General features: G+C 65.9%; 25 protein-coding genes. 15 read left to right on the forward strand and 10 right to left on the reverse strand.

Annotation, left to right across the window (positions count from 1 at the left end; translation table 11 throughout):
* From B1A78_RS04090 to B1A78_RS04100, 3 genes are all read right to left on the reverse strand, one after another.
* The coding region (locus tag B1A78_RS04090; protein WP_144037678.1) for an FAD-dependent oxidoreductase at positions 1 to 572 on the reverse strand (572 nt) is incomplete at its 3' end.
* A gap of 76 nt (positions 573 to 648) precedes the next feature.
* On the reverse strand, positions 649 to 1,953 hold the full coding sequence (gene mnmE / locus B1A78_RS04095) for a tRNA uridine-5-carboxymethylaminomethyl(34) synthesis GTPase MnmE (RefSeq protein ID WP_256837467.1): 1,305 nt from the start codon (positions 1,951 to 1,953) through the stop codon (positions 649 to 651).
* A gap of 23 nt (positions 1,954 to 1,976) precedes the next feature.
* Entirely contained in the window at positions 1,977 to 2,267 is a 291-nt protein-coding gene (locus tag B1A78_RS04100; protein ID WP_077145787.1) for a DUF6489 family protein, read from the reverse strand.
* A gap of 109 nt (positions 2,268 to 2,376) precedes the next feature.
* Between B1A78_RS04100 and B1A78_RS04105 the strand changes: the two genes are divergently transcribed.
* Genes B1A78_RS04105 through B1A78_RS04115 form a run of 3 tightly spaced genes read left to right on the forward strand, consistent with a single transcriptional unit; the run spans position 2,377 to position 5,064 of the window.
* Positions 2,377 to 3,075: a dienelactone hydrolase family protein gene (locus tag B1A78_RS04105; protein WP_077145740.1), complete on the forward strand. Its 699-nt coding sequence runs from the start codon at positions 2,377 to 2,379 to the stop codon at positions 3,073 to 3,075.
* On the forward strand, positions 3,072 to 3,473 hold the full coding sequence (locus B1A78_RS04110; RefSeq protein ID WP_077145741.1) for a nuclear transport factor 2 family protein: 402 nt from the start codon (positions 3,072 to 3,074) through the stop codon (positions 3,471 to 3,473). The genes B1A78_RS04105 and B1A78_RS04110 overlap by 4 nt, the downstream gene beginning before the upstream one ends.
* 4 nt (positions 3,474 to 3,477) lie before the next feature.
* Positions 3,478 to 5,064: an FMN-binding glutamate synthase family protein gene (locus B1A78_RS04115; RefSeq protein WP_083733825.1), complete on the forward strand. Its 1,587-nt coding sequence runs from the start codon at positions 3,478 to 3,480 to the stop codon at positions 5,062 to 5,064.
* Here the strand turns inward: B1A78_RS04115 and B1A78_RS04120 are convergent.
* The 7 genes from B1A78_RS04120 to hemE all read right to left on the reverse strand — a co-directional run bounded on the left by B1A78_RS04120 (position 5,061) and on the right by hemE (position 9,911).
* Positions 5,061 to 5,462 carry a DUF1489 family protein gene (locus B1A78_RS04120; RefSeq protein WP_077145742.1) on the reverse strand — a complete coding sequence of 134 codons (402 nt, stop codon included), beginning with the start codon at positions 5,460 to 5,462 and terminating at the stop codon, positions 5,061 to 5,063. The genes B1A78_RS04115 and B1A78_RS04120 overlap by 4 nt on opposite strands.
* Positions 5,463 to 5,493: 31 nt before the next feature.
* Positions 5,494 to 5,913 (reverse strand): hypothetical protein, encoded by a 420-nt coding sequence (locus tag B1A78_RS04125; RefSeq protein ID WP_144037679.1) that lies wholly within the window; start codon positions 5,911 to 5,913, stop codon positions 5,494 to 5,496.
* A gap of 47 nt (positions 5,914 to 5,960) precedes the next feature.
* Complete coding sequence (locus B1A78_RS04130) at positions 5,961 to 6,683, reverse strand: TerC family protein (protein ID WP_077145789.1); 723 nt, start codon at positions 6,681 to 6,683, stop codon at positions 5,961 to 5,963.
* Entirely contained in the window at positions 6,683 to 6,976 is a 294-nt protein-coding gene (locus B1A78_RS04135; protein WP_077145744.1) for an antibiotic biosynthesis monooxygenase, read from the reverse strand. Before B1A78_RS04135 ends, B1A78_RS04130 begins: the two co-directional genes overlap by 1 nt.
* A gap of 9 nt (positions 6,977 to 6,985) precedes the next feature.
* Positions 6,986 to 8,242: a transcription termination factor Rho gene (gene rho, locus B1A78_RS04140; protein ID WP_037557490.1), complete on the reverse strand. Its 1,257-nt coding sequence runs from the start codon at positions 8,240 to 8,242 to the stop codon at positions 6,986 to 6,988.
* A gap of 194 nt (positions 8,243 to 8,436) precedes the next feature.
* On the reverse strand, positions 8,437 to 8,886 hold the full coding sequence (locus B1A78_RS04145) for a CopD family protein (RefSeq protein ID WP_077145745.1): 450 nt from the start codon (positions 8,884 to 8,886) through the stop codon (positions 8,437 to 8,439).
* A 2-nt stretch (positions 8,887 to 8,888) separates the two neighbouring features.
* Positions 8,889 to 9,911: a uroporphyrinogen decarboxylase gene (gene hemE, locus B1A78_RS04150; protein WP_077145746.1), complete on the reverse strand. Its 1,023-nt coding sequence runs from the start codon at positions 9,909 to 9,911 to the stop codon at positions 8,889 to 8,891.
* Positions 9,912 to 10,250: 339 nt separating this feature from the next.
* Between hemE and B1A78_RS04155 the strand changes: the two genes are divergently transcribed.
* From B1A78_RS04155 to B1A78_RS04210, 12 genes are all read left to right on the forward strand, one after another.
* Positions 10,251 to 11,063: a pyruvate, water dikinase regulatory protein gene (locus tag B1A78_RS04155; RefSeq protein WP_077145747.1), complete on the forward strand. Its 813-nt coding sequence runs from the start codon at positions 10,251 to 10,253 to the stop codon at positions 11,061 to 11,063.
* Entirely contained in the window at positions 11,060 to 11,656 is a 597-nt protein-coding gene (locus B1A78_RS04160) for a Maf family protein (protein ID WP_077145748.1), read from the forward strand. The genes B1A78_RS04155 and B1A78_RS04160 overlap by 4 nt, the downstream gene beginning before the upstream one ends.
* Positions 11,653 to 12,465, forward strand: coding sequence for a shikimate dehydrogenase (aroE, locus tag B1A78_RS04165; protein WP_179101972.1), 813 nt, complete (start codon positions 11,653 to 11,655; stop codon positions 12,463 to 12,465). The genes B1A78_RS04160 and aroE overlap by 4 nt, the downstream gene beginning before the upstream one ends.
* A complete protein-coding gene (gene coaE / locus B1A78_RS04170; protein ID WP_077145749.1) occupies positions 12,462 to 13,085 on the forward strand; it encodes a dephospho-CoA kinase in 624 nt (207 codons plus the stop codon). Before aroE ends, coaE begins: the two co-directional genes overlap by 4 nt.
* Before the next feature lie 19 nt (positions 13,086 to 13,104).
* Complete coding sequence (dnaQ, locus tag B1A78_RS04175; protein WP_077145791.1) at positions 13,105 to 13,803, forward strand: DNA polymerase III subunit epsilon; 699 nt, start codon at positions 13,105 to 13,107, stop codon at positions 13,801 to 13,803.
* 43 nt (positions 13,804 to 13,846) lie between these two features.
* Positions 13,847 to 14,422 carry a ribosome hibernation-promoting factor, HPF/YfiA family gene (gene hpf, locus B1A78_RS04180; protein ID WP_077145750.1) on the forward strand — a complete coding sequence of 192 codons (576 nt, stop codon included), beginning with the start codon at positions 13,847 to 13,849 and terminating at the stop codon, positions 14,420 to 14,422.
* A 160-nt stretch (positions 14,423 to 14,582) separates the two neighbouring features.
* Positions 14,583 to 15,047: a PTS sugar transporter subunit IIA gene (locus tag B1A78_RS04185; protein WP_077145751.1), complete on the forward strand. Its 465-nt coding sequence runs from the start codon at positions 14,583 to 14,585 to the stop codon at positions 15,045 to 15,047.
* A gap of 21 nt (positions 15,048 to 15,068) precedes the next feature.
* Positions 15,069 to 15,407, forward strand: coding sequence for a DUF1491 family protein (locus B1A78_RS04190; protein ID WP_077145752.1), 339 nt, complete (start codon positions 15,069 to 15,071; stop codon positions 15,405 to 15,407).
* Between the two features lie 192 nt (positions 15,408 to 15,599).
* The gene (locus B1A78_RS04195) at positions 15,600 to 16,256 is read left to right on the forward strand and encodes a cell wall hydrolase (RefSeq protein WP_077145753.1); all 657 of its coding nucleotides are present in this window, start codon (positions 15,600 to 15,602) and stop codon (positions 16,254 to 16,256) included.
* Positions 16,257 to 16,327: 71 nt separating this feature from the next.
* The gene (locus B1A78_RS04200) at positions 16,328 to 16,939 is read left to right on the forward strand and encodes a DUF4136 domain-containing protein (protein WP_083733827.1); all 612 of its coding nucleotides are present in this window, start codon (positions 16,328 to 16,330) and stop codon (positions 16,937 to 16,939) included.
* Complete coding sequence (locus B1A78_RS04205; RefSeq protein WP_077145755.1) at positions 16,936 to 18,057, forward strand: M14-type cytosolic carboxypeptidase; 1,122 nt, start codon at positions 16,936 to 16,938, stop codon at positions 18,055 to 18,057. Before B1A78_RS04200 ends, B1A78_RS04205 begins: the two co-directional genes overlap by 4 nt.
* Entirely contained in the window at positions 18,057 to 18,536 is a 480-nt protein-coding gene (locus tag B1A78_RS04210) for a GNAT family N-acetyltransferase (RefSeq protein WP_077145756.1), read from the forward strand. Before B1A78_RS04205 ends, B1A78_RS04210 begins: the two co-directional genes overlap by 1 nt.
* Positions 18,537 to 18,592: the final 56 nt, after the last annotated feature.

Below are 18,592 nucleotides of genomic sequence, written 5' to 3' on the forward strand. Positions count from 1 at the left end.
GCACGGAGCTGCTGCGCAAGCCGATGCGCGCCCGCCTCGCCGATGCGCCCGCCCTCCATCCGCTCCTCGCCACGGAACAGCTTGCCGCCGAGGAATGTGCCCGTCGCGAGCACCACGGCGCCCGCGGCCAATTTCGTCCCGTCGCCGAGTTCGAGCCCCGCGACGCGCGCGCCGTCATCCGACAGGATCAGCGCCGACGCCTCGCCCTCGACGACGGTAATGCCCGCCTCCGCGGCGAGCCGGTCCTGGATCGCCTGGCGATAGAGTTTGCGGTCGGCCTGGACACGCGGCCCCTGCACCGCCGCGCCCTTCGACGCATTGAGCATCCGGTAATGGATCGCGGCACTGTCGGCCGCGCGCGCCATCCAGCCGTCGAGCGCGTCGACCTCGCGCATCAGATGCCCCTTGCCGAGCCCTCCGATCGCCGGGTTGCACGACATCGTCCCGATCAGCGCCGGGTCGAAACTGACGAGCGCGACGCGTGCGCCGAGCCGCGCGGCGGCGGCGGCGGCCTCGGTTCCGGCGTGCCCACCGCCGACGACGATGACATCATATGTTGCGCTGCTGTGCATGATTGTGGCGGCGCTTACAGGATTCGCGCGCGCAAATCCACCGGCGCGCGACCGATTGCCTGTTCCACGTGGAACATCATTTCCCGATACAGAAACGACCGAACAGGGCGTCAAGCATCTCCTCGACCCCGGCGCGCCCGGTGATCCGGTCGAGCGCCCCGCCCGCGAGCCGCAGCCGTTCGGCGAGCAGGATCAGGTCGCCCGCCTCGCGCGATCGCGCCTCGATCGTCAGCCAGTCGCGTGCCTCGCCCAGCGCCTCGCGCTGGCGCCGCCGCAGCGCCGCCTCGCCCTCGCGCGGCAGCAGCGTGCGCGCCATTTCGACGATCATGCGGTGGAGCTTGTCCATCCCCTCACCCGTCGCTGCCGATAGTGTCAGGTCGCAGCGCGCCGCCTCGGCCTCCGCCGCCGCGTCGCCTTTCCAGCGATCGGACTGCGCCGCGACCAGAATCGCGCGGATATGCGCGGGTGCCTCCTTCGGCGGGCCGAGCCAAAGCAGGATGTCCGCCGCCTCGACCGCCGCCTTCGCGCGGTCGATGCCGATCATTTCGATCGTGTCGGCACTTTCGGCGCGCAATCCTGCCGTGTCCGAAAAGCGCATCGCGATCCCGTCGAGCGCCAGCGCGGTCTCGATCACATCGCGCGTCGTCCCCGCGACCGGCGACACGATCGCCAGCTCGCGCTTTGCTAAAGCATTGATAAGGGTCGATTTACCGGCATTGGGCGGCCCCGCGATGACCACCGACAGCCCCTCGGCGATTACCTCCGCCGCCGGCCGCGCCAGCCATCCGCCCAACTCGCCCGCCAGCGCCGCCATCCCCTCCCGCAAACGCTGCGCGACACTTTCGCCAACTTCGACATCATCCTCATCGGCAAAATTCAGCTCGGCCTCCGCCCCCGCCATCAGCGTCAGCAGCCGCTCCTGCCACGCCTCGACCGCGCGCGACACATGCCCGCTCGCCATGCCGAGCGCTTGCCGCCGCTGGCTCTCGGTCTCGGCGGCGAGCAGGTCGGCGAGCCCCTCGGCCTCGGCAAGGTCGATCCGCCCGTTCTCGAAGGCGCGCCGCGTGAATTCCCCCGCCTCGGCACGGCGCAGCCCCGGCATCGCATCGAGCGCAGCCTCGACCGCCGCGACCACCGCGCGGCCGCCATGCAGATGCAGTTCGGCCAGATCCTCGCCCGTCGCGGTCGCCGGACCCCGGAACCACAGGACCAGCGCGCGATCGAGCGGCAACCCATCGGCTGCTTTAAGCTCCGCCAGCACAGCGCGGCGTGGCTCGGGCAAGCGCCCCGCCAGCGCCGCGAGCGCGTCCCCCGCCGCCGGCCCGCTGACGCGCACGACGCCGATCGCCGCCGGCGGCATCCCGCTCGACAGCGCGAAAATCGTTTCGCGGCCTTCGTCTCGGTTCAGCTCTTGCGTCCCTTCGCGGACTTGTCGTCCGCTTCCGCCGCTTTGCTCGCGCCGCCCATCAGGCCGCCACCGAACTGGCTCATCAGCGATTGCACCAGCCCCAGTCCGCCTTCGCCCATCGGCACCCAGCTCTTGACCATCGTCTGGACCATGTCGGGCGTAATCCCCTTGGCCATCAGCTCCTTGACGCGGTCGAGATAGATGTCGTGGAGCGGCTCGAGGTCGGGCAGGCCGAAAAGCCGCCGCGCCTCTTCGGGGGTACAATCGATCTCGATATTGAATTTCATCGCCTGTCTCCGCCCCGCAAAAAAGCTTGTGGCGCGCTTGAGCCGCGCCGCTGCGGCGGCTAGCTTCGCGCTTTCACTGCCAAGAAGCAAGAGTCAGGAGAGTCCCCTCATGTCCGCCACCAACACGACCATCCCCGCGCTCGACGGCGAGGGGGACATCCCCGCCTATGTCGCGCGTCCCGACGCCGACAGCTCGCGCGCGATCATCGTCATCCCCGAAATCTTCGGGGTAAATGCCGGCATCCGCAAGAAATGCGACGACTGGGCGGCCGAGGGCTATCTGGCGATCGCGCCCGACATCTTCTGGCGCTTCGCCCCCGGGGTCGAACTCAACCCCGATATCGAGGCGGAACTGCAGGAAGCCTTCGGCTATTTCGGCCAATATGACGCCGACAATGGCGTCAAGGATATCGAAGCGGCGATCCGCTGGCTCCATGCAGAGGGCGCCGCGAAAGTGGGCTGCGTCGGCTTCTGCCTCGGCGGACGCCTCGCCTATATGGCCGCCGCGCGCACCGACGTGAACGCCTCGGTCGGCTATTATGGCGTGATGATCGACCAGATGCTGAACGAAAGCCATGCGATCGCGCACCCGCTGATGCTTCATATCCCGACCGAGGACCATCTCGTCGACCATGATGCGCAGAAGCGCATCCACGAAGGGCTCGACGCGCATCCGAAGGTGACGATCCACGATTATCAGGGCCTCGACCATGGTTTCGCCGCGGCGATGGGCAATCGCCGCAACGAGGAGGGCGCACAGCTCGCCGACGGCCGCACCAGGGCCTTCTTTGCCGAGGCACTCGCATGAGCGGCGCCGAGGCCGGGGTCGCCGCCTGGCACGCCTATATGGTGGGCGGCGGCGATCCGCAGGCGCTGCGCGCGATGCTCGCCGAAGATGCGGTCTTCCATTCGCCCGTCGTCCACACCCCGCAGGAGGGGCAGGACAAGGTCTTTGCCTATCTTCATGCCGCGAGCCACGCGCTCGGCGGCGACGATTTCCGCTACCTGCGCGAGATCGTCGACGGCGACCAGGCGATGCTCGAATTCGCCACCACCCTCGACGATATCCAGATCAACGGCGTCGATATCATCCGCTGGAACGACGAGGGCAAGATCGTCGATTTCAAGGTGATGGTGCGGCCGTTGAAGGCGATCAACAAGGTGTGGGAGAAGATGGCCGCGATGCTCGCCGCGCAGGCGGGCTGACGCGATGCTGCGGGTGCCGCGCTGGATCGCCATCCCCGTCCTGATCCTCGCGATCGCGGGCGCGGCGTGGTGGCATCCGGCGCGCTGGACGCTGCTCCTCTCGGTGCCGCTGCTCGGCATCGCGCTCTATGACGCCGTGCAGTCACACCATAGCCTGCGCCGCAATTACCCGCTGATCGCGCGTGTCCGCTGGCTGTTCGAGGCGCTGCGTCCCTTCCTCTACGCCTATATCGTCGAAAGCCCGCTCGACGGGCGCCCCTTCGCGCGCACCGAACGCGACCTCGTCTATGCACGCGCGAAGGGCGACCTCGATTCGCATCCCTTCGGCACCGAACTCGACGTCTATTCGGACGAATATGAGTGGATGAGCCACAGCATGGCGCCGGCGATCGCGCCCGACCGCACGCGCCGCGTCGCGGTCGGCAGTTCGCAATGCAGCCAGCCCTATGATGCCGCATTGCTCAATATCTCGGCGATGAGCTTCGGCTCGCTCGGCGCCAATGCGATCGAGGCGCTCAACCGCGGCGCCCAGCTCGGCGGCTTCTATCACGACACCGGCGAAGGCGGCTTCAGCCCCTATCACCGCAAGCATGGCGGCGACATCGTATGGGAGCTCGGCAGCGGCTATTTCGGTTGCCGCGACCAGGCCGGGCATTTCGACCCCGAACGCTTTCGCGACGCCGCGCAGACCGACCAGATACGGATGATCGAGATCAAGCTCAGCCAGGGTGCCAAGCCCGGCCATGGCGGGGTGCTCCCCGGACCCAAGGTCAGCGCCGAGATCGCGGCGACGCGCGGCGTTCCCGAGGGCATGGATTGCATCTCGCCCGTCGCGCATTCGGCCTTTTCGACGCCGGTGGAACTCGTCCTGTGGGCCGCAAAACTGCGCGAACTGGCGGGCGGCAAGCCCGTCGGAATCAAGCTCTGCGTCGGCCAGCCGCACGAAATCTATGCCGTCATGAAGGCGATGATCGAGACCGGCGTCCGCCTCGACTATATCGTCGTCGACGGCGCCGAGGGCGGCACCGGCGCAGCACCGGTCGAATTTTCGAACCGCGTCGGCATGCCGCTGCGCGAAGGGCTGATCTTCGTGCGCAACGCGCTCGTCGGCTGCGGCCTCAAGGAAGAGATCAGGCTCGCCGCGTCGGGCAAGGTCCATTCGGGCGCCGGACTTGCAGTCAACGCCGCGCTGGGCGCCGACTGGTCGAACGCCGCGCGCGCCTTCATGTTCTCGCTCGGCTGCGTCCAGTCGCTGCAATGCCACACCGACCGCTGCCCGACCGGCGTCGCGACGCAGGATCCCGGCCGCCAGCGCGGGCTGGTGGTCGAAGAAAAGGCCGAACGCGTCCGCCGCTTCCAGGCGGCGACGGTCAACGCGCTCTGGGACATCACCTGCGCGATGGGGCTCGAAACCCCGTGGCAGATCATGCCGCACCATTTGCACGAACGGCTCAATTCGGCGCGCTCGGACTCGATTGACCGAATCTATAAATTCTACGAACGCGGCGTGCTGCTCGACGACCCCGATTCGGTCGCCGGAGCCCGTTATTGGGCGATGGCAAGCGCCGACAGCTTTCGCGCGGCGCTCTAGATCAGGCTGAGTTCGGCAAGCTCGCGATAAAGCTCGGGCGGCAGGTCGCCGATCCCGTCGCTTTCGTCGACGCCCTTGGGGGCATCGGCCTCGGCCAGGTAGCGCCAGCCCTGATGCGCACGCTTGGGCTGCGGGTGGATGCGCTCGAGGTCCGCGACGCAGACGATATCGATCCGCCCGTCCTCGCGCTCGTCGAAACGCAAGATTTCGACCCGCCCGACGAGTATGTGCTTCACGATGAAATGCAACTTTCCGCCGATCAGTTCGTCGACGCGCTTCGGCTTGAACCGCGTCGTGAAACGCACCTCACCGCCTTCGGCCCGCATCGCAATACGCGATGCAAGCGAAGGATAGTCGGGACAGCCGACGGCGACGCGGGTCATATGAAGCTGGGACATCGATCGGATTTGGGGGTCGGTGCCCGCCGATTCAACTCGGCTGGCCGCTCAAATAATAATCGCCGCGAACCGCGGGATTCACCGGCGTTGTCATCAGGAGAAAAGGCGCAACGAGAAAAAAGCCGAGCCCCTGGAGACCCGCAACCAGCGCAAAAGGCAACGCGAATATCGCGGTCACGCCGAGCCATGCGACCGAAAGACGCGCCATCGCCGAACGCATGGCGTGCGGAAATTCGGGCGCAAAATCCTCGGCAGTCTCACGCAAAATCGCGCTCGCTTCGTCATGGCATCCGATCGGGATCAGGATCCGGAATCCGCCGATAGCGAGGATGTCGGGCGATACGCTGGTGTAAAATTCGCCGCCGACGTCGACCGGAATACCCGCTGCGTCGAGCTTGGCTGCGACGACCAAGGCTTCGCCCCGGCTCAGCAGCGTCGCAATCGGAACCATCGCATCCCCCGTCATGGACCGGTGATGCGATGGATGCCCGACAAAGTCTAGCCGAACAGCGTGCCGATACCGACGCTCGGGTCGATCCAGCCTTCATAGATCATCTTGACCGCAACATAGAGGATCACGGCGAGGCCGATATAGGCGATCCAGCGGTAGCGTTCGATATACTTCGCGATGATATTCGCCGCGACGCCCATCAGTGCGACCGCAACGATCAGGCCGACAATCATGATGCCCGGATGTTCGCGTGCCGCACCGGCGACCGCGAGCACATTGTCGAGGCTCATGCTGACGTCGGCGACCGCGACCGCCCAAGCGGCGGCGGCAAAGCTCTTGGCGGGCTTCAGCCCCGAATGCTCGTCGCCATGGACTTCGGGCGAACCCGCCGAATGCGCACCTTCGCGCAATTCGCGCCACATTTTCCAGGCCACCCAGATCAGCAGCAGGCCGCCAACAAAGATCAGCCCGACGATGCCCATCAGCTGCTGGACGACGAGCGCAAAGGCGACGCGCAGCACCAGCGCGGCAAGCACGCCGATGATGATGACCTTGCGCCGCTGGTCGGCGGGAAGCCCCGCCGCGAGCGCGCCGACGACGATCGCATTGTCGCCCGCGAGGACGATGTCGATCATCAGCACCTGCAAAAAGGCCGACATCGCCGCAGGTGACCCGATATTGCTGAAGTCATTGACAATGTGCTGCCAGATTTCGGCCGGCGACCCGAAGCTCGGTGCGGCGGCAGCCGCGTGTGTCAAAATATCCAATATCACAGCTTGTCCCCGAAATAGCTGACCTCTGGAATAGGGTCATAAAAGCGATGCAGCAATGCCCGCCACTGCTCGTAACGATCCGACCTGCGGAACCCGTCGCGATGATCCTCGACCGACCGCCATTCGACCAACAACAGATAGGGCTGTCCGGTTCCTGTCGGACGGCGAATCTCGAGCGAAATAAAGCCGGGCGATGCGGCGATCAGCGGCCGCGCCGCGGCGATGGCCGCCTCGAACGCCGCCTCGCTGCCCGCACGGACGGGGAGCAAGGCATGTTCGAGCACGGCCATGACGCCGGCTTACTGGTTCATGCTGTCGAAGAAATCCTCGTTGGTCTTCGAATCCTTGATCTTGTCGAGCAGGAACTCCATCGCGTCGACCGTGCCCATCTGCATGAGGATACGGCGCAGCACCCACATCTTCGACAGCTTGTCCTTCTCGACGAGCAATTCTTCCTTGCGGGTACCCGACTTGCCGACGTCGAGCGACGGGAAGATGCGCTTGTCGGCGACCTTGCGGTCGAGCACGATTTCCGAGTTACCCGTGCCCTTGAATTCTTCGAAGATGACCTCGTCCATGCGGCTGCCGGTATCGATCAGCGCTGTCGCGATGATCGACAGCGAACCGCCCTCCTCGATATTGCGCGCGGCGCCGAAGAAGCGCTTCGGGCGCTGCAGCGCATTTGCGTCGACACCGCCGGTCAGCACCTTGCCCGACGAGGGGACGACAGTGTTGTAGGCGCGGCCGAGGCGCGTGATCGAGTCGAGCAGGATGACGACATCCTTCTTGTGCTCGACGAGACGCTTGGCCTTTTCGATCACCATTTCGGCGACCTGAACGTGGCGCGTCGCGGGTTCGTCGAAGGTCGAGGAGACGACCTCGCCGTTCACGCTGCGCTGCATGTCGGTGACTTCCTCGGGACGTTCGTCGACGAGCAGGACGATGAGGTAAACCTCGGGGTGGTTGTCGGTGATCGCCTTGGCGATATTTTGCAGGAGCACCGTTTTACCCGTGCGCGGCGGCGCGACGATCAGCGCGCGCTGACCCTTGCCCTGCGGGCTGACGAGGTCGATGACGCGCGCCGACTTGTCCTTGACCGTCGGGTCGACGGTGTCGAGCGACAATTTCTGGTTCGGATAGAGCGGCGTGAGATTGTCGAAATTGACGCGGTGGCGGACCGCTTCGGGGTCGTCGAAATTGACCTTGATCAGCTTGGTCAGCGCGAAATAGCGCTCGCCATCGCGCGGGGCACGGATCTCGCCTTCGACGGTGTCGCCGGTGCGCAGGCCATATTTGCGAACCTGGTTCGGCGAGACGTAAATGTCGTCGGGACCGGCCAGATAGTTCGCGTCCGACGAGCGCAGGAAACCGAACGAGTCCGGGAGGACCTCGATCGTGCCCGATCCGATGATTTCCTCGCCCTCTTCGGCGAGTTCTTTCAGGATCGAGAACATCAGGTCCTGCTTGCGCAGCGTCGACGCGCCCTCGACGCCCAGTTCCTCGGCCATTTCGACGAGTTGGGCGGGCGCTTTGGTTTTGAGTTCTTTGAGATGCATGGGATGGATTCCGGGTATGAATATCGGGAGAAAATTACACTAAGTTCGTTGCACCGGCTGGTGCCTATCCGGCCGTGGGACGGCCGTTACCGATAGCATCGGCGCATGGAAGCGCCGCCCGCAGGAAGCGGGGTTGATCGGCCCCTAGAACCGGCTTTTGCCCAAGTCAATCGGGGCTGCGCCAGATCGAAGCCTCAGAAGGGACGGACCACGACGAGGATGACAATGACCGCCGCGGCGACGCCGGGGACCTCGTTGAGCATCCGCAGCGCCTTCTCGCTCATCGGACGCTGCCCCTTGGCGAGCTTCTTCGCATAGCCCGCCATCCAGCCATGATAGCCCGACAGGCCGATCACGAGCAGGAGTTTGGCGAGGAACCAGGGCTCGCTCCAATAATTACCGTTGAAGGCGAGCGCGAGGCCGAGGATCCAGACGATGGTCAGCGACGGATCGAGAATGATGCGGAGCAACCGTCTTTCGCGATCGATCCATTTCGCATCCTCGTCCGACCCGACGGCGCATTGGTGATGATAGACGAAAAAGCGCGGCAGCATGAACAGCCCGGCCATCAGGAAGATCACGAAGATGATATGCGCCGCTTTGACCCACAGCATCGCCGACCCCAGGAAACCCGCCAGTTCCATGCCTATCCCCGCACGCGCTTGATCAGATGCTCGACATGCGCAATCGGCGTGTCGGGCACGATGCCATGGCCGAGATTGAAGATATGGGGACGCGAGGGGAAGGCCGCAAGGATACGGTCGATCGCCGCGTCGAGCGCCTCGCCGCCCGCGACAAGCGCGAGCGGGTCGAGATTGCCCTGCACCGGCAGCTGCGCCGGCAGATTAGCATCGGCCCAGACCGGGTCGACGGTCTCGTCGAGCCCGATCGCATCGGCGCCGACTTCATTGGCATAGGCCGGCAATTTGCCGCCGGCACCCTTGGGAAAGCCGATGATCGGGGTGTCGGGATGGAGCGCCTTCAACCGGCGCAGGATTTCGGCATTGGGCGCGATCACCCAGCGTTCGAACTGCGCGGGGGAAAGGCTGCCTGCCCAGCTGTCGAACAATTGGACCGCCTCGACCCCGTTTTCGATCTGGCCCGACAAATAGGTGATGCTGAGGTCGATGATCGCGTCGATGATCGCCTGAAACGCGGCTGAATCACCGAACGCCATGCGCCGCGCCGCCGCCTGGTCCTTCGACCCCGCGCCCGCGATCATATAGGTCGCGACGGTCCAGGGGCTCCCTGCAAAGCCGAGGAAGGTCGTTTCGGAGGGCAAGGCGCCCGCGACCCGCGCGACGGTGGCATAGACGGGGTCGAGCCGCTGCGGTGCGGCTTCGAGCGAGGCGAGTGCATGATCGACGAGCGGCGGAGCGAGCCGCGGGCCCTCCCCGGCCTCGAACCACAAATCCTGCCCCAGCGCGTGCGGGATGACGAGGATGTCGGAAAAGAGGATCGCGCCGTCGAAACCGAAGCGGCGGATCGGCTGCAGCGTCACCTCGGCGGCGGCCTCGGGATCGTAGCAGAGCTCGAGGAATCCGCCCTTGGTTTCACGAAGCGCGCGATATTCGGGAAGATAGCGTCCCGCCTGGCGCATCAGCCACAGCGCGGGCTGCTCCTGCCGTACCCCGCGCAGCGTCGCGAGCAAGCTCTTAGGGGAAGCCATGGCGCAGACCTCTTTCTCTTCCAATATAATATATAAGAATATGGTGGTGGTTTGTTGGCGGGCGGATAGCGCGGCTTTAGGCAGGCGCGCCGCTTTTGCCAACAGCTTGACTCCACAGCCTCGCATCTTTGCGGCGGAGTCGGGGGCCGCTTTCCTCGTTCTTCACAGCCTGTGGATAAGTGGCGCGACTTGTGGACAAGGTGTGGAGTGGAATCGGCAGCGCCGGGGATGAATCCACCGTGCCGATTCTACCCCTGCGCTTGTCCCGAAACTTATCCACAGCCCCCGTACGGCACGTCTCCGCTTGCCTTTTTCCGCGGCTTTCCGCCATGGTGGGGCATGGGCCGGCTCCACTTGCACCTCATATCCGATTCCACGGGCGAAACGCTCGAAAATATCGCCAAGGCGGCGATCGCGCAGTTCGACGATGTCGAGGTGGTGCGCCATTTCTGGCCGATGGTGCGTTCGGAATCGCACCTCGACCGGATCATGGCCGAGGTCGAGGCGAGCCCGGGGATGATCCTGTTCACGCTCGTCAACGGCGACCTGCGCGTCAGCCTCGAACGGCGCGCGCGGGCGCGCGACCTGCCGCTCGTCGCGGCGCTCGACGCGGTGACCGACGCGCTGTCGACGATGCTCGGACAGGAAGCCAAGGCGCGCCCCGGCCGCCAGCATCAGCTCGACGCGGCTTATTTCGCACGCGTTGAGGCCATTCAATTTACCGTCGCACACGACGACGGCATCGGCTGGGAAAATTGGGAACAGGCCGACATCGTGCTCGCCGGCGTGTCGCGCACCTCGAAGACCCCGACGAGCATCTATCTCGCCAATCGCGGCTTCAAGACCGCGAATATCCCGATCGTCCCCGAATCGCCGCCGCCGGATGCGCTCTATCACCTCAAGAAGCCGCTCGTCGTCGGGCTGACCACGGGTCTAGACCGGCTGGTGCAGGTGCGCCGCAACCGGCTGCTCGCGCTCAATCAGGCGCCCGAAACGCCCTATGTCGATGACGACACAGTCAAGGCCGAACTCGCTTATGCCCGCCGCATGTTCGCCGACAACGGCTGGCCGGTGATCGACGTGACGCGCCGCTCGATCGAGGAAACCGCCGCCGCGGTGATCAAGCTGGTCGAGGACCGTAGCGCGGCATGACCCTGCTCCTCGCTTCGCAAAGCAGCGGCCGCGCCGCGATGCTCCGCGCCGCCGGGCTGACCTTCGAGACCAGCGCCGCGCATGTCGACGAGGAGGCGCTGACCGCGTCGCTGCAGGCGGCGGGCCAGACCGCCCGCAACATCGCCGACGCGCTCGCCGAGGCGAAGGCGATCAAGATTTCGTCGCGGCTGCCCGGCGTCACCGTGCTCGGCGCCGACTCGACCCTCGCGCTCGACGACGGCGCGATGCTGACCAAGCCCGAAAGCCCCGAAGAAGCCGAAAGCCACCTGCGCCGCATGGCGGGGACGCGCCACCGGCTGTTCAGCGCCGTCGTCGCGGCGCGCGACGGTGCGCCCGTCTGGCGCGCGATCGGCGAAGCGAAGCTGTGGATGCGCCCCTTGTCGGACGCCTTCATCGCCGACTATGTCGCGCGCGAATGGGACAGCATCCGCTGGACCGTCGGCTGTTACGAAATCGAGGGAGCGGGCGTGCAATTGTTCGACCGGGTCGAAGGCGACCCCTGGACCATCATCGGCATGCCGATGCTTCCCTTGCTCGCCTGGCTGCGCGCGACCGGGCTGGCACCGTCATGAGCATCCCCTATGCAGAGGTGATTGGCGATCCGATCGCGCAGTCGAAATCGCCGCTGATCCACGGCTTCTGGCTTGAAGCGCTCGGCCTTAAAGGCGATTATCGCCGCGCGCATGTCAAACCCGACGCACTCGCGGACTATGTCGCCGAGCGCCGCGAGGACCCCGACTGGCGCGGCTGCAACGTCACCATGCCGCACAAGGCCGCGATCATGGATCTGGTCGATGATCCGGGCGACATTCGCGGTTCGATCGGCGCGATGAACACCGTCGTGCGCCAGCGCGATGGCGCGTTGATCGGGACCAACACCGATGCGGCGGGCTTCTATGCCCCGCTCGCCGAACTCGATCTTGAGGGCGCGCCGGTCGTCGTCGTCGGGGCCGGCGGGGCGGCGCGCGCGGTGCTGTTCGCGCTCGCTCGCGCCGGGGTCGGCCCTGTCACCATCCTCAACCGTTCGCCACTCAAAGCGATGGGTCTGCTCGCGACCTTCGGTCTGAAGGGCGAGGTGGTTGCGCTCGATGCCACGCTGCCTCCCGCCGCGCTGCTGGTGAACGCCAGCAGCCTCGGCATGAAAGGCCAGCCGCCGCTCGACCTCGACCTCTCGCATTTGCCCGACGACGCGATCGTCTACGATCTCGTCTATTCGCCGCTCACCACCGGGCTGCTCGCCGCCGCCGAGTCGCGCGGACTCGACACCGTCGACGGGCTCGACATGCTGATCGGCCAGGCCGCGCTCGCCTTCGAGCTCTTCTTCGGCAAGGCACCGCCCGAGGGACGCGACGAGGAATTGCGCGCGCTGCTGACCGCATGAGCCATTTCAAGCGCCCGGCCTCGCGGCTCCGCCGGCCTTTCCTGCTCGGTCTCACCGGGTCGATCGGAATGGGCAAGTCGACTGCGGCGAAGATGTTCGTCGCCGAGGGCATCCCGGTGTTCGACGCCGATGCCGAGGTCCACAAACTCCAGGGTCCCGGTGGCGCGCTGGTCGCGGCGATCGAGGCACGCTTTCCCGGCACGACCGGTCCGAAGGGCGTCGACCGGCAAAAGCTGGGCGCGCAAGTGCTTGGCAACATGCACGAACTCGCGGCGCTCGAAGCCATCGTCCACCCTGCGGTGGGCCGCGCGCAGAAGCGCTTCCTCGCCAAGCATCGCGCGCGCGACGTCGTCGTGCTCGACGTGCCTTTGCTCTTCGAAAAGGGCGGCTGGCGCCGCGTCGGGGCGATCGCTGTCGTCTCGGCGCCGGCGTGGATGCAGCGCAAGCGCGTGATGCGCCGGCCGGGCATGACGCTGGCCAAGCTCAAGGCGATCCGGCGGCTGCAGGTGCCCGACCGCGTCAAGCGCGCGCGCGCCGATTTCATCATCGAAACGGGCCGCCCCAAAAGCGCGACGCATCGCCAGATTCGCGCCATCGCCTCTTGTTTCCGCGCCGGTTAGGGTCCAGATTATGGCTTCGATGCGAGAGATTATCTTCGATACGGAAACCACCGGGTTCGACCCGAAGACCGGGGACAGACTGGTCGAAATCGGCTGCATCGAGCTGGTCGATCGCCGCGAGACCGGCAACAGCTTCCACGCCTATTTCAACCCCGAACGCGACATGCCGGCGGCGGCCGAGGCGGTGCACGGACTGTCGATCGCCTTCCTGTCGGACAAGCCGCTGTTCGCGTCGCGCGTCGACGAACTGATGGAATTTCTCGGCGATGCGCCGCTGGTCGCGCACAACGCCGCCTTCGACTTCGGTTTCGTCAATGCCGAGCTGGCGCGTGCGGGGCGCCCCGCGCTCGACATGACGCGCATGTGCTGCACGGTGCAGATGGCGCGCAAGCTCCATCCGGGCGCGAAGCACAGCCTCGATGCGCTGTGTACGCGCTACGGCATCGACCGCAGCCACCGCGTCAAGCATGGCGCGCTGCTCGACGCCGAACTGCTCGCGCATCTCTATATCGAAATGACCGGCGGGCGGCAGATCGGGCTTGGTCTTGCCGCGACCCCGGGCGTGCCGGCCGCTGCGACCGCCGCTCCCCTTCCGATCCACGTCCCCGACCGACCATGGCGCGAACCGCGCCCGCATATGGCATCGCCCGCCGAACTGGCGCGCCATGCCGATTTCGTCACAGGGCTGAACCAGCCGCTGTGGCACGATACGGTGTGATGGCCTCTCCCTGACCATCGCCCGGCCTAGAAGGAGAAGAAAAATGGAAATCCGCGTCTCTGGACACCAGATCGAAACCGGCGAAGCGCTGCAGTCGCACGTGTCGGATCGGATGAACGCGATTGCCGACAAATATTTCTCCCGCGCAATCGGCGCCCATGCGACCTTCGGTAAGGGACCGCACGACAGTTTCCAGTGCGACATCGTCGCGCATGTGATGCAGGGCCTCGTGCTCAAGGGTCATGGCCAGGCGCAGGACGCGCATGTCGCTTTCGAAGGCGCGGCCGAACGGATCGAAAAGCAGCTGCGCCGCTATATGCGCCGGCTGAAGGACCGCAACAACGGACCCAGCGTGCCCTCGCCGACGGTCGACGAGATCCAGGACAATGCGAGCTATATCGTCTTCGACAGCGGCAGTGAGGAAGAGGATGCCGGCGATGCCCCGGCGATCATCGCCGAAACGCGCGTCGATATTCCGAGCAGCAGCGTGTCCGACGCGGTGATGATGCTCGACCTCCGCAACACCAACGCGCTGCTTTTCGTCAACAGCAAGACCGGCGCACACAACATGGTCTATCGCCGGACCGACGGCACCATCGGCTGGGTCGAACCGCAATAGGACTGGATTTTCTCCGCCATCCGGCATAAGGGCCGCGCCCAACGATACATCCGCGATACCCGGGGCCGCGATGGCGGGGACACCAGACCGATCCGCGAACGATTGCCGAGCAAGGCAATTGCGTGCCGCGTGCCGGGTTGTTTGAGATTTGACCAGACGCATGAACCTTTCTTCCCTTCTCTATCCGGCGACCGTGCGCGCGCACGTCCAGCTCGATTCGAAAAAGGCGCTGTTTCCGTTCGTCGGCGACCTTGCGGCGCGCTCGCTCGGGCTCGATTCGGGCGAAGTCAGCGAGGCGCTGCTCGAACGCGAGCGGCTGGGCTCGACCGGCTTCGGTCGCGGCATCGCGTTGCCGCATGCCAAGATGGCCGACCTCACTGGGGTGCGCGGGCTGTTCATGCAATTGGCGCGGCCGATCGATTTCCAGGCTGTCGACGGCCTGCCGGTCGACCTGTTGTTCGTTCTGCTCTCGCCGCTCGATGCTGGCGCCGATCATCTGAAGGCCCTCGCGGGCGTGTCGCGCATGCTGCGCAATGAGGCGATTGCCGACCGGCTGCGCGGCGCCAAGAGCGACGAAGCGCTTTATGCGCTGCTCGCCGACAGCGAGACGCGTGACGCGGCCTGAGGCCGCGGCGCCGTTTCGGCCATGACCCGGCTCACCAGCCGCTTCCTCATCGACCTCCTGATCCGTCGCACCGGCGCGGCGGGGGGCTTTGCGACCGTCATCGCCTCGGGCGACGACCAGTCGGGGGTGATTCTCATCCAGTGCAGCGATCGCGGCGTCGCGGGACCATTGCTCGAACGGCGCTTTTCGATGGCGGGCCGCTATATCTGGGAGGATGTCGGCGCTGTCGACGGCGACGGCGAAACCACGCGCGCGGCCTATTACGACCGGCGCAAAAAGGCCGACCCGGACCTCTGGATCGTCGAACTGGATATCGCAGATGCGCCACAACTCGTCGCCGAGTGGGCCGCTTTGGCTTGACATTGTTGCGCCGCACAATAGGTGGCGCTCACAAATTAACGCGTAGGTCGTCCCTCGGGTTGCATCGGCTTCGGTCGAGATACCCGGTTAAAGGTTCGGACACGCAGTCGGATGACGGCCGCAGGCGGGTACAGAAATAAGTCCCCCGCCTGTTTTTCTTTTGGCCCGTCAGCCGCCCTTTTGACGGATTTTATGAGTCGCATCTTGAACGTCGCCAGCGTGGCTGCCGTCGGTATGACAGTCGCCACCATGCTGGTCATCGCGGAACCCGGTTTCGCCAATGATCTGGCCGCCCAGGCCAGCCTGCCCGTAGCAACTTCGTCGAGCGCCGTGCCCGAATTGCTCCAGAAGGCGGATCTTTCGACCGAAACTGCGGTCGATACTCCCTCGATCGATGATGATCAGGCCGACGTCCCCGATGCGGCGCCGGTCACCGCCGAATCGCTCGCCGCGCTCGTCGCCGCGACGCCGCGTCCGGCAACGCTCGATCCCGAACTGCGCTGCCTTGCCGGCGCGGTCTATTTCGAATCGCGTGGCGAATCGCTCGTCGGCCAGCTCGCGGTCGCGCATGTCGTGATCAACCGCGCCGAATCGGGTCGCTTCCCGGCCAGCCTGTGCGGCGTCGTCCACCAGCCGAGCCAGTTCAGCTTCGTGCGCGGCGGCAAGATGCCGGCGATCCGCGAATCCTCGACCCTGTGGTCGAACGCGGTCGCCATCGCGCAGATCGCGCGCGACGGCAGCTGGAAGAACCAGGCGCCCGGCGCGCTCTTCTTCCACGCGCGCCACGTCTCGCCCGGCTGGCGCAAGACGCGCATCGCGCAGATCGACAACCACATTTTCTATCGCTGAGCTTCGAGCGGGGGGCGCGTGGCGCATCCCGTTCATTGCCAAGCCATAATGGCTGGCGCATGATGCCGGCTATGAAGCTTCATCTCTCTGTCGCCCTGCTCGGTGCAGCGGCGCTGACGCTCGGCGGTTGCGCAACCGCCGTCCCGCCGGTCGAAGTCACCCGGTTCCACAACGCGGTTCCCGGCTGGGCGCCCGGCACGCGCTACGCTATCGCGACCGCACCGGTCGACGGCCCGGCCGCGGGCATGCCGTCGATCGAATGGAACAGCTACCGCACCGCGGTCGACCAGCAATTGCAGCGCCAGGGACTCGTCGCCGCGGGATCGGGCGAACGCGCGCCCTTGCTCGTACGTATCGATTTCGACCGCAGCGAACGGGTGAGCGGCGGCGGCAACAGCCCGGTGTCGGTCGGCGTGGGCGGCGGCACCGGCGGTTACCGCTCGGGCGTCGGGCTCGGCGTCGGCTTTAGTTTCGGTGGCGGTCCGCGCCGCATCTACGACATCGGATTGTCGGTACGCATCGACGACGCAGCGACGGGCAATGCGCTTTGGGAAGGGCGCGCGCTTGCCGCCGTCCCCGCGAAGGCGCCCGCCGCGCAGCCGTCGCTCGCCGCCGCAAAATTGGCCGAAGCCCTATTCAAGGACTTTCCCGGCGAATCGGGACGCACTATCAGCGTTCCATGACAATCAGCATCGACGCCGCCTTCGACAGCGGCAATATCGTCGTGGAGTCGCTCGCCGGCACCACCGCCCGGCTCTCGATCCGCAGGGATCGTGAATCGGACTTCTTCCAATGGTTCCACTTTCGCGTCGGCTGCGCCGTCGGCGATGCGCTGGAACTCGCCATCACCGGCGTCGCCTCCTCGGCCTATCCCGACGGCTGGCCCGACTATGCCGTGTGCGCCAGCACCGACCGCGAACATTGGTTCCGCCTCGACACGCGTTACGACGCCGATGCCGACGGCGGCTCGCTGATCGTCCAGCACACCGCCGAAAGCCCGATCCTGTGGGTCGCCTATTTTGCGCCTTACTCGATGGAACGCCATCACGACCTGATCGCGTCGGTCGCCGAATGCGAGGGCGTCACCTATCGCTGCCTCGGCCACAGCCTAGAAGGCCAGCCGATCGATTGCCTCGAAATGGGCAGCGGCGACACGCAGGTGTGGCTCTATGCGCGCCAGCATCCGGGCGAGAGCATGGCCGAATGGTGGATGGAAGGCGCGCTCGAAAAGCTCACCGACCCCGCCGATCCGCACGCGCGCTCGCTGCTCGCCAAATGCCGCTTCCACATCGTGCCCAACATGAATCCTGACGGCTCGCGCCGCGGCCATTTGCGCACCAATTTTGCGGGGGTGAATCTCAACCGCGAATGGCACGAGCCCACCGCCGAGCGCAGCCCCGAAGTCCTGTGCGTGCGCAATGCGATGGACGAGACCGGGGTCGACTGGGCGATGGACGTCCATGGCGACGAAGCGATTCCGGCGGTCTTCTTCGCGGGCTTCGAGGGCATCCCCTCGCTCAAGCCCGAGCAGCAGCAGAAGTACAAGGATTTCCAGGCCGCGCTCGCCGCCGCGACCCCCGATTTCCAGGTCGATCTCGGCTATGTCGAATCGGCGCCGGGCCAAGCGAATCTGACGATGTCGACGACCCAGCTCGCCGAACGCTTCGGCGCGGTGTCGATGACGCTCGAAATGCCGTTCAAGGACAATCGCGACCTCCCCGATCCCGTGCAGGGCTGGTCGCCCGAACGCTCGAAGCTGCTCGCACACGCTTGCCTGTCGACGCTCGACCAGATTCTCTGATGGCCGATAGCGGCGCCTGGCATATCGTCGAGGACGATCTGTCGGGCGCCGCGATCCGCGCGCTGCTCGAGCAGCATTTTGCCGGCATGCTCGCCAATTCGCCGGCGGGCAGTTGTCATTTCCTCGATTTCGACGGGCTGCGTGCAGGCAATGTGACCTTCTGGTCGATCCACCGCGATGGCGCCCTCGCGGGCTGCGGCGCGCTCAAGATGCTCGATGCGGGCCATGGCGAGATCAAGTCGATGCGCACGCACGACGCCTTCCTGCGCCAGGGCGTCGCCGCGCGCATGCTCGACCATATCCTCGCCGAAGCACAAGCGCGCGGAGCCGAAAGGCTCAGCCTCGAAACCGGGTCGAGCCCCGCCTTCGAACCCGCGCTCGCGCTCTATCGCCGCTATGGCTTCGAGGATTGCGAGCCCTTCGCCGATTACAAACCCGACCCGTTCAGCCGCTTCATGACGCGCGCGCTCCAGATATGAAAACGGGGCCCGGAAGGGACTCCGGACCCCGCCTATTTCAAGCCGGGAGAGGCGCG

Origin of the sequence: Sphingopyxis sp. KK2 (assembly GCF_001990265.1) — a bacterium.
Taxonomy (GTDB): domain Bacteria; phylum Pseudomonadota; class Alphaproteobacteria; order Sphingomonadales; family Sphingomonadaceae; genus Sphingopyxis.

Bases quoted from the DNA above. Each gene is read 5' to 3' on its own strand.
- coaE (WP_077145749.1), top strand. From the start codon at position 12,462: ATGAGCCATTTCAAGCGCCCGGCCTCGCGGCTCCGCCGGCCTTTCCTG.
- hemE (WP_077145746.1), bottom strand. From the start codon at position 9,911: ATGGCTTCCCCTAAGAGCTTGCTCGCGACGCTGCGCGGGGTACGGCAG.
- B1A78_RS04105 (WP_077145740.1), top strand. From the start codon at position 2,377: ATGTCCGCCACCAACACGACCATCCCCGCGCTCGACGGCGAGGGGGAC.
- B1A78_RS04200 (WP_083733827.1), top strand. From the start codon at position 16,328: ATGAAGCTTCATCTCTCTGTCGCCCTGCTCGGTGCAGCGGCGCTGACG.
- B1A78_RS04145 (WP_077145745.1), bottom strand. From the start codon at position 8,886: ATGGAACTGGCGGGTTTCCTGGGGTCGGCGATGCTGTGGGTCAAAGCG.
- aroE (WP_179101972.1), top strand. From the start codon at position 11,653: ATGAGCATCCCCTATGCAGAGGTGATTGGCGATCCGATCGCGCAGTCG.
- hpf (WP_077145750.1), top strand. From the start codon at position 13,847: ATGGAAATCCGCGTCTCTGGACACCAGATCGAAACCGGCGAAGCGCTG.
- B1A78_RS04155 (WP_077145747.1), top strand. From the start codon at position 10,251: ATGGGCCGGCTCCACTTGCACCTCATATCCGATTCCACGGGCGAAACG.
- B1A78_RS04185 (WP_077145751.1), top strand. From the start codon at position 14,583: ATGAACCTTTCTTCCCTTCTCTATCCGGCGACCGTGCGCGCGCACGTC.
- B1A78_RS04120 (WP_077145742.1), bottom strand. From the start codon at position 5,462: ATGTCCCAGCTTCATATGACCCGCGTCGCCGTCGGCTGTCCCGACTAT.
- rho (WP_037557490.1), bottom strand. From the start codon at position 8,242: ATGCATCTCAAAGAACTCAAAACCAAAGCGCCCGCCCAACTCGTCGAA.
- B1A78_RS04100 (WP_077145787.1), bottom strand. From the start codon at position 2,267: ATGAAATTCAATATCGAGATCGATTGTACCCCCGAAGAGGCGCGGCGG.
- B1A78_RS04135 (WP_077145744.1), bottom strand. From the start codon at position 6,976: ATGGCCGTGCTCGAACATGCCTTGCTCCCCGTCCGTGCGGGCAGCGAG.
- B1A78_RS04160 (WP_077145748.1), top strand. From the start codon at position 11,060: ATGACCCTGCTCCTCGCTTCGCAAAGCAGCGGCCGCGCCGCGATGCTC.
- B1A78_RS04190 (WP_077145752.1), top strand. From the start codon at position 15,069: ATGACCCGGCTCACCAGCCGCTTCCTCATCGACCTCCTGATCCGTCGC.
- B1A78_RS04125 (WP_144037679.1), bottom strand. From the start codon at position 5,913: ATGGTTCCGATTGCGACGCTGCTGAGCCGGGGCGAAGCCTTGGTCGTC.
- B1A78_RS04195 (WP_077145753.1), top strand. From the start codon at position 15,600: ATGAGTCGCATCTTGAACGTCGCCAGCGTGGCTGCCGTCGGTATGACA.
- B1A78_RS04115 (WP_083733825.1), top strand. From the start codon at position 3,478: ATGCTGCGGGTGCCGCGCTGGATCGCCATCCCCGTCCTGATCCTCGCG.
- dnaQ (WP_077145791.1), top strand. From the start codon at position 13,105: ATGCGAGAGATTATCTTCGATACGGAAACCACCGGGTTCGACCCGAAG.
- B1A78_RS04110 (WP_077145741.1), top strand. From the start codon at position 3,072: ATGAGCGGCGCCGAGGCCGGGGTCGCCGCCTGGCACGCCTATATGGTG.
- B1A78_RS04210 (WP_077145756.1), top strand. From the start codon at position 18,057: ATGGCCGATAGCGGCGCCTGGCATATCGTCGAGGACGATCTGTCGGGC.
- B1A78_RS04205 (WP_077145755.1), top strand. From the start codon at position 16,936: ATGACAATCAGCATCGACGCCGCCTTCGACAGCGGCAATATCGTCGTG.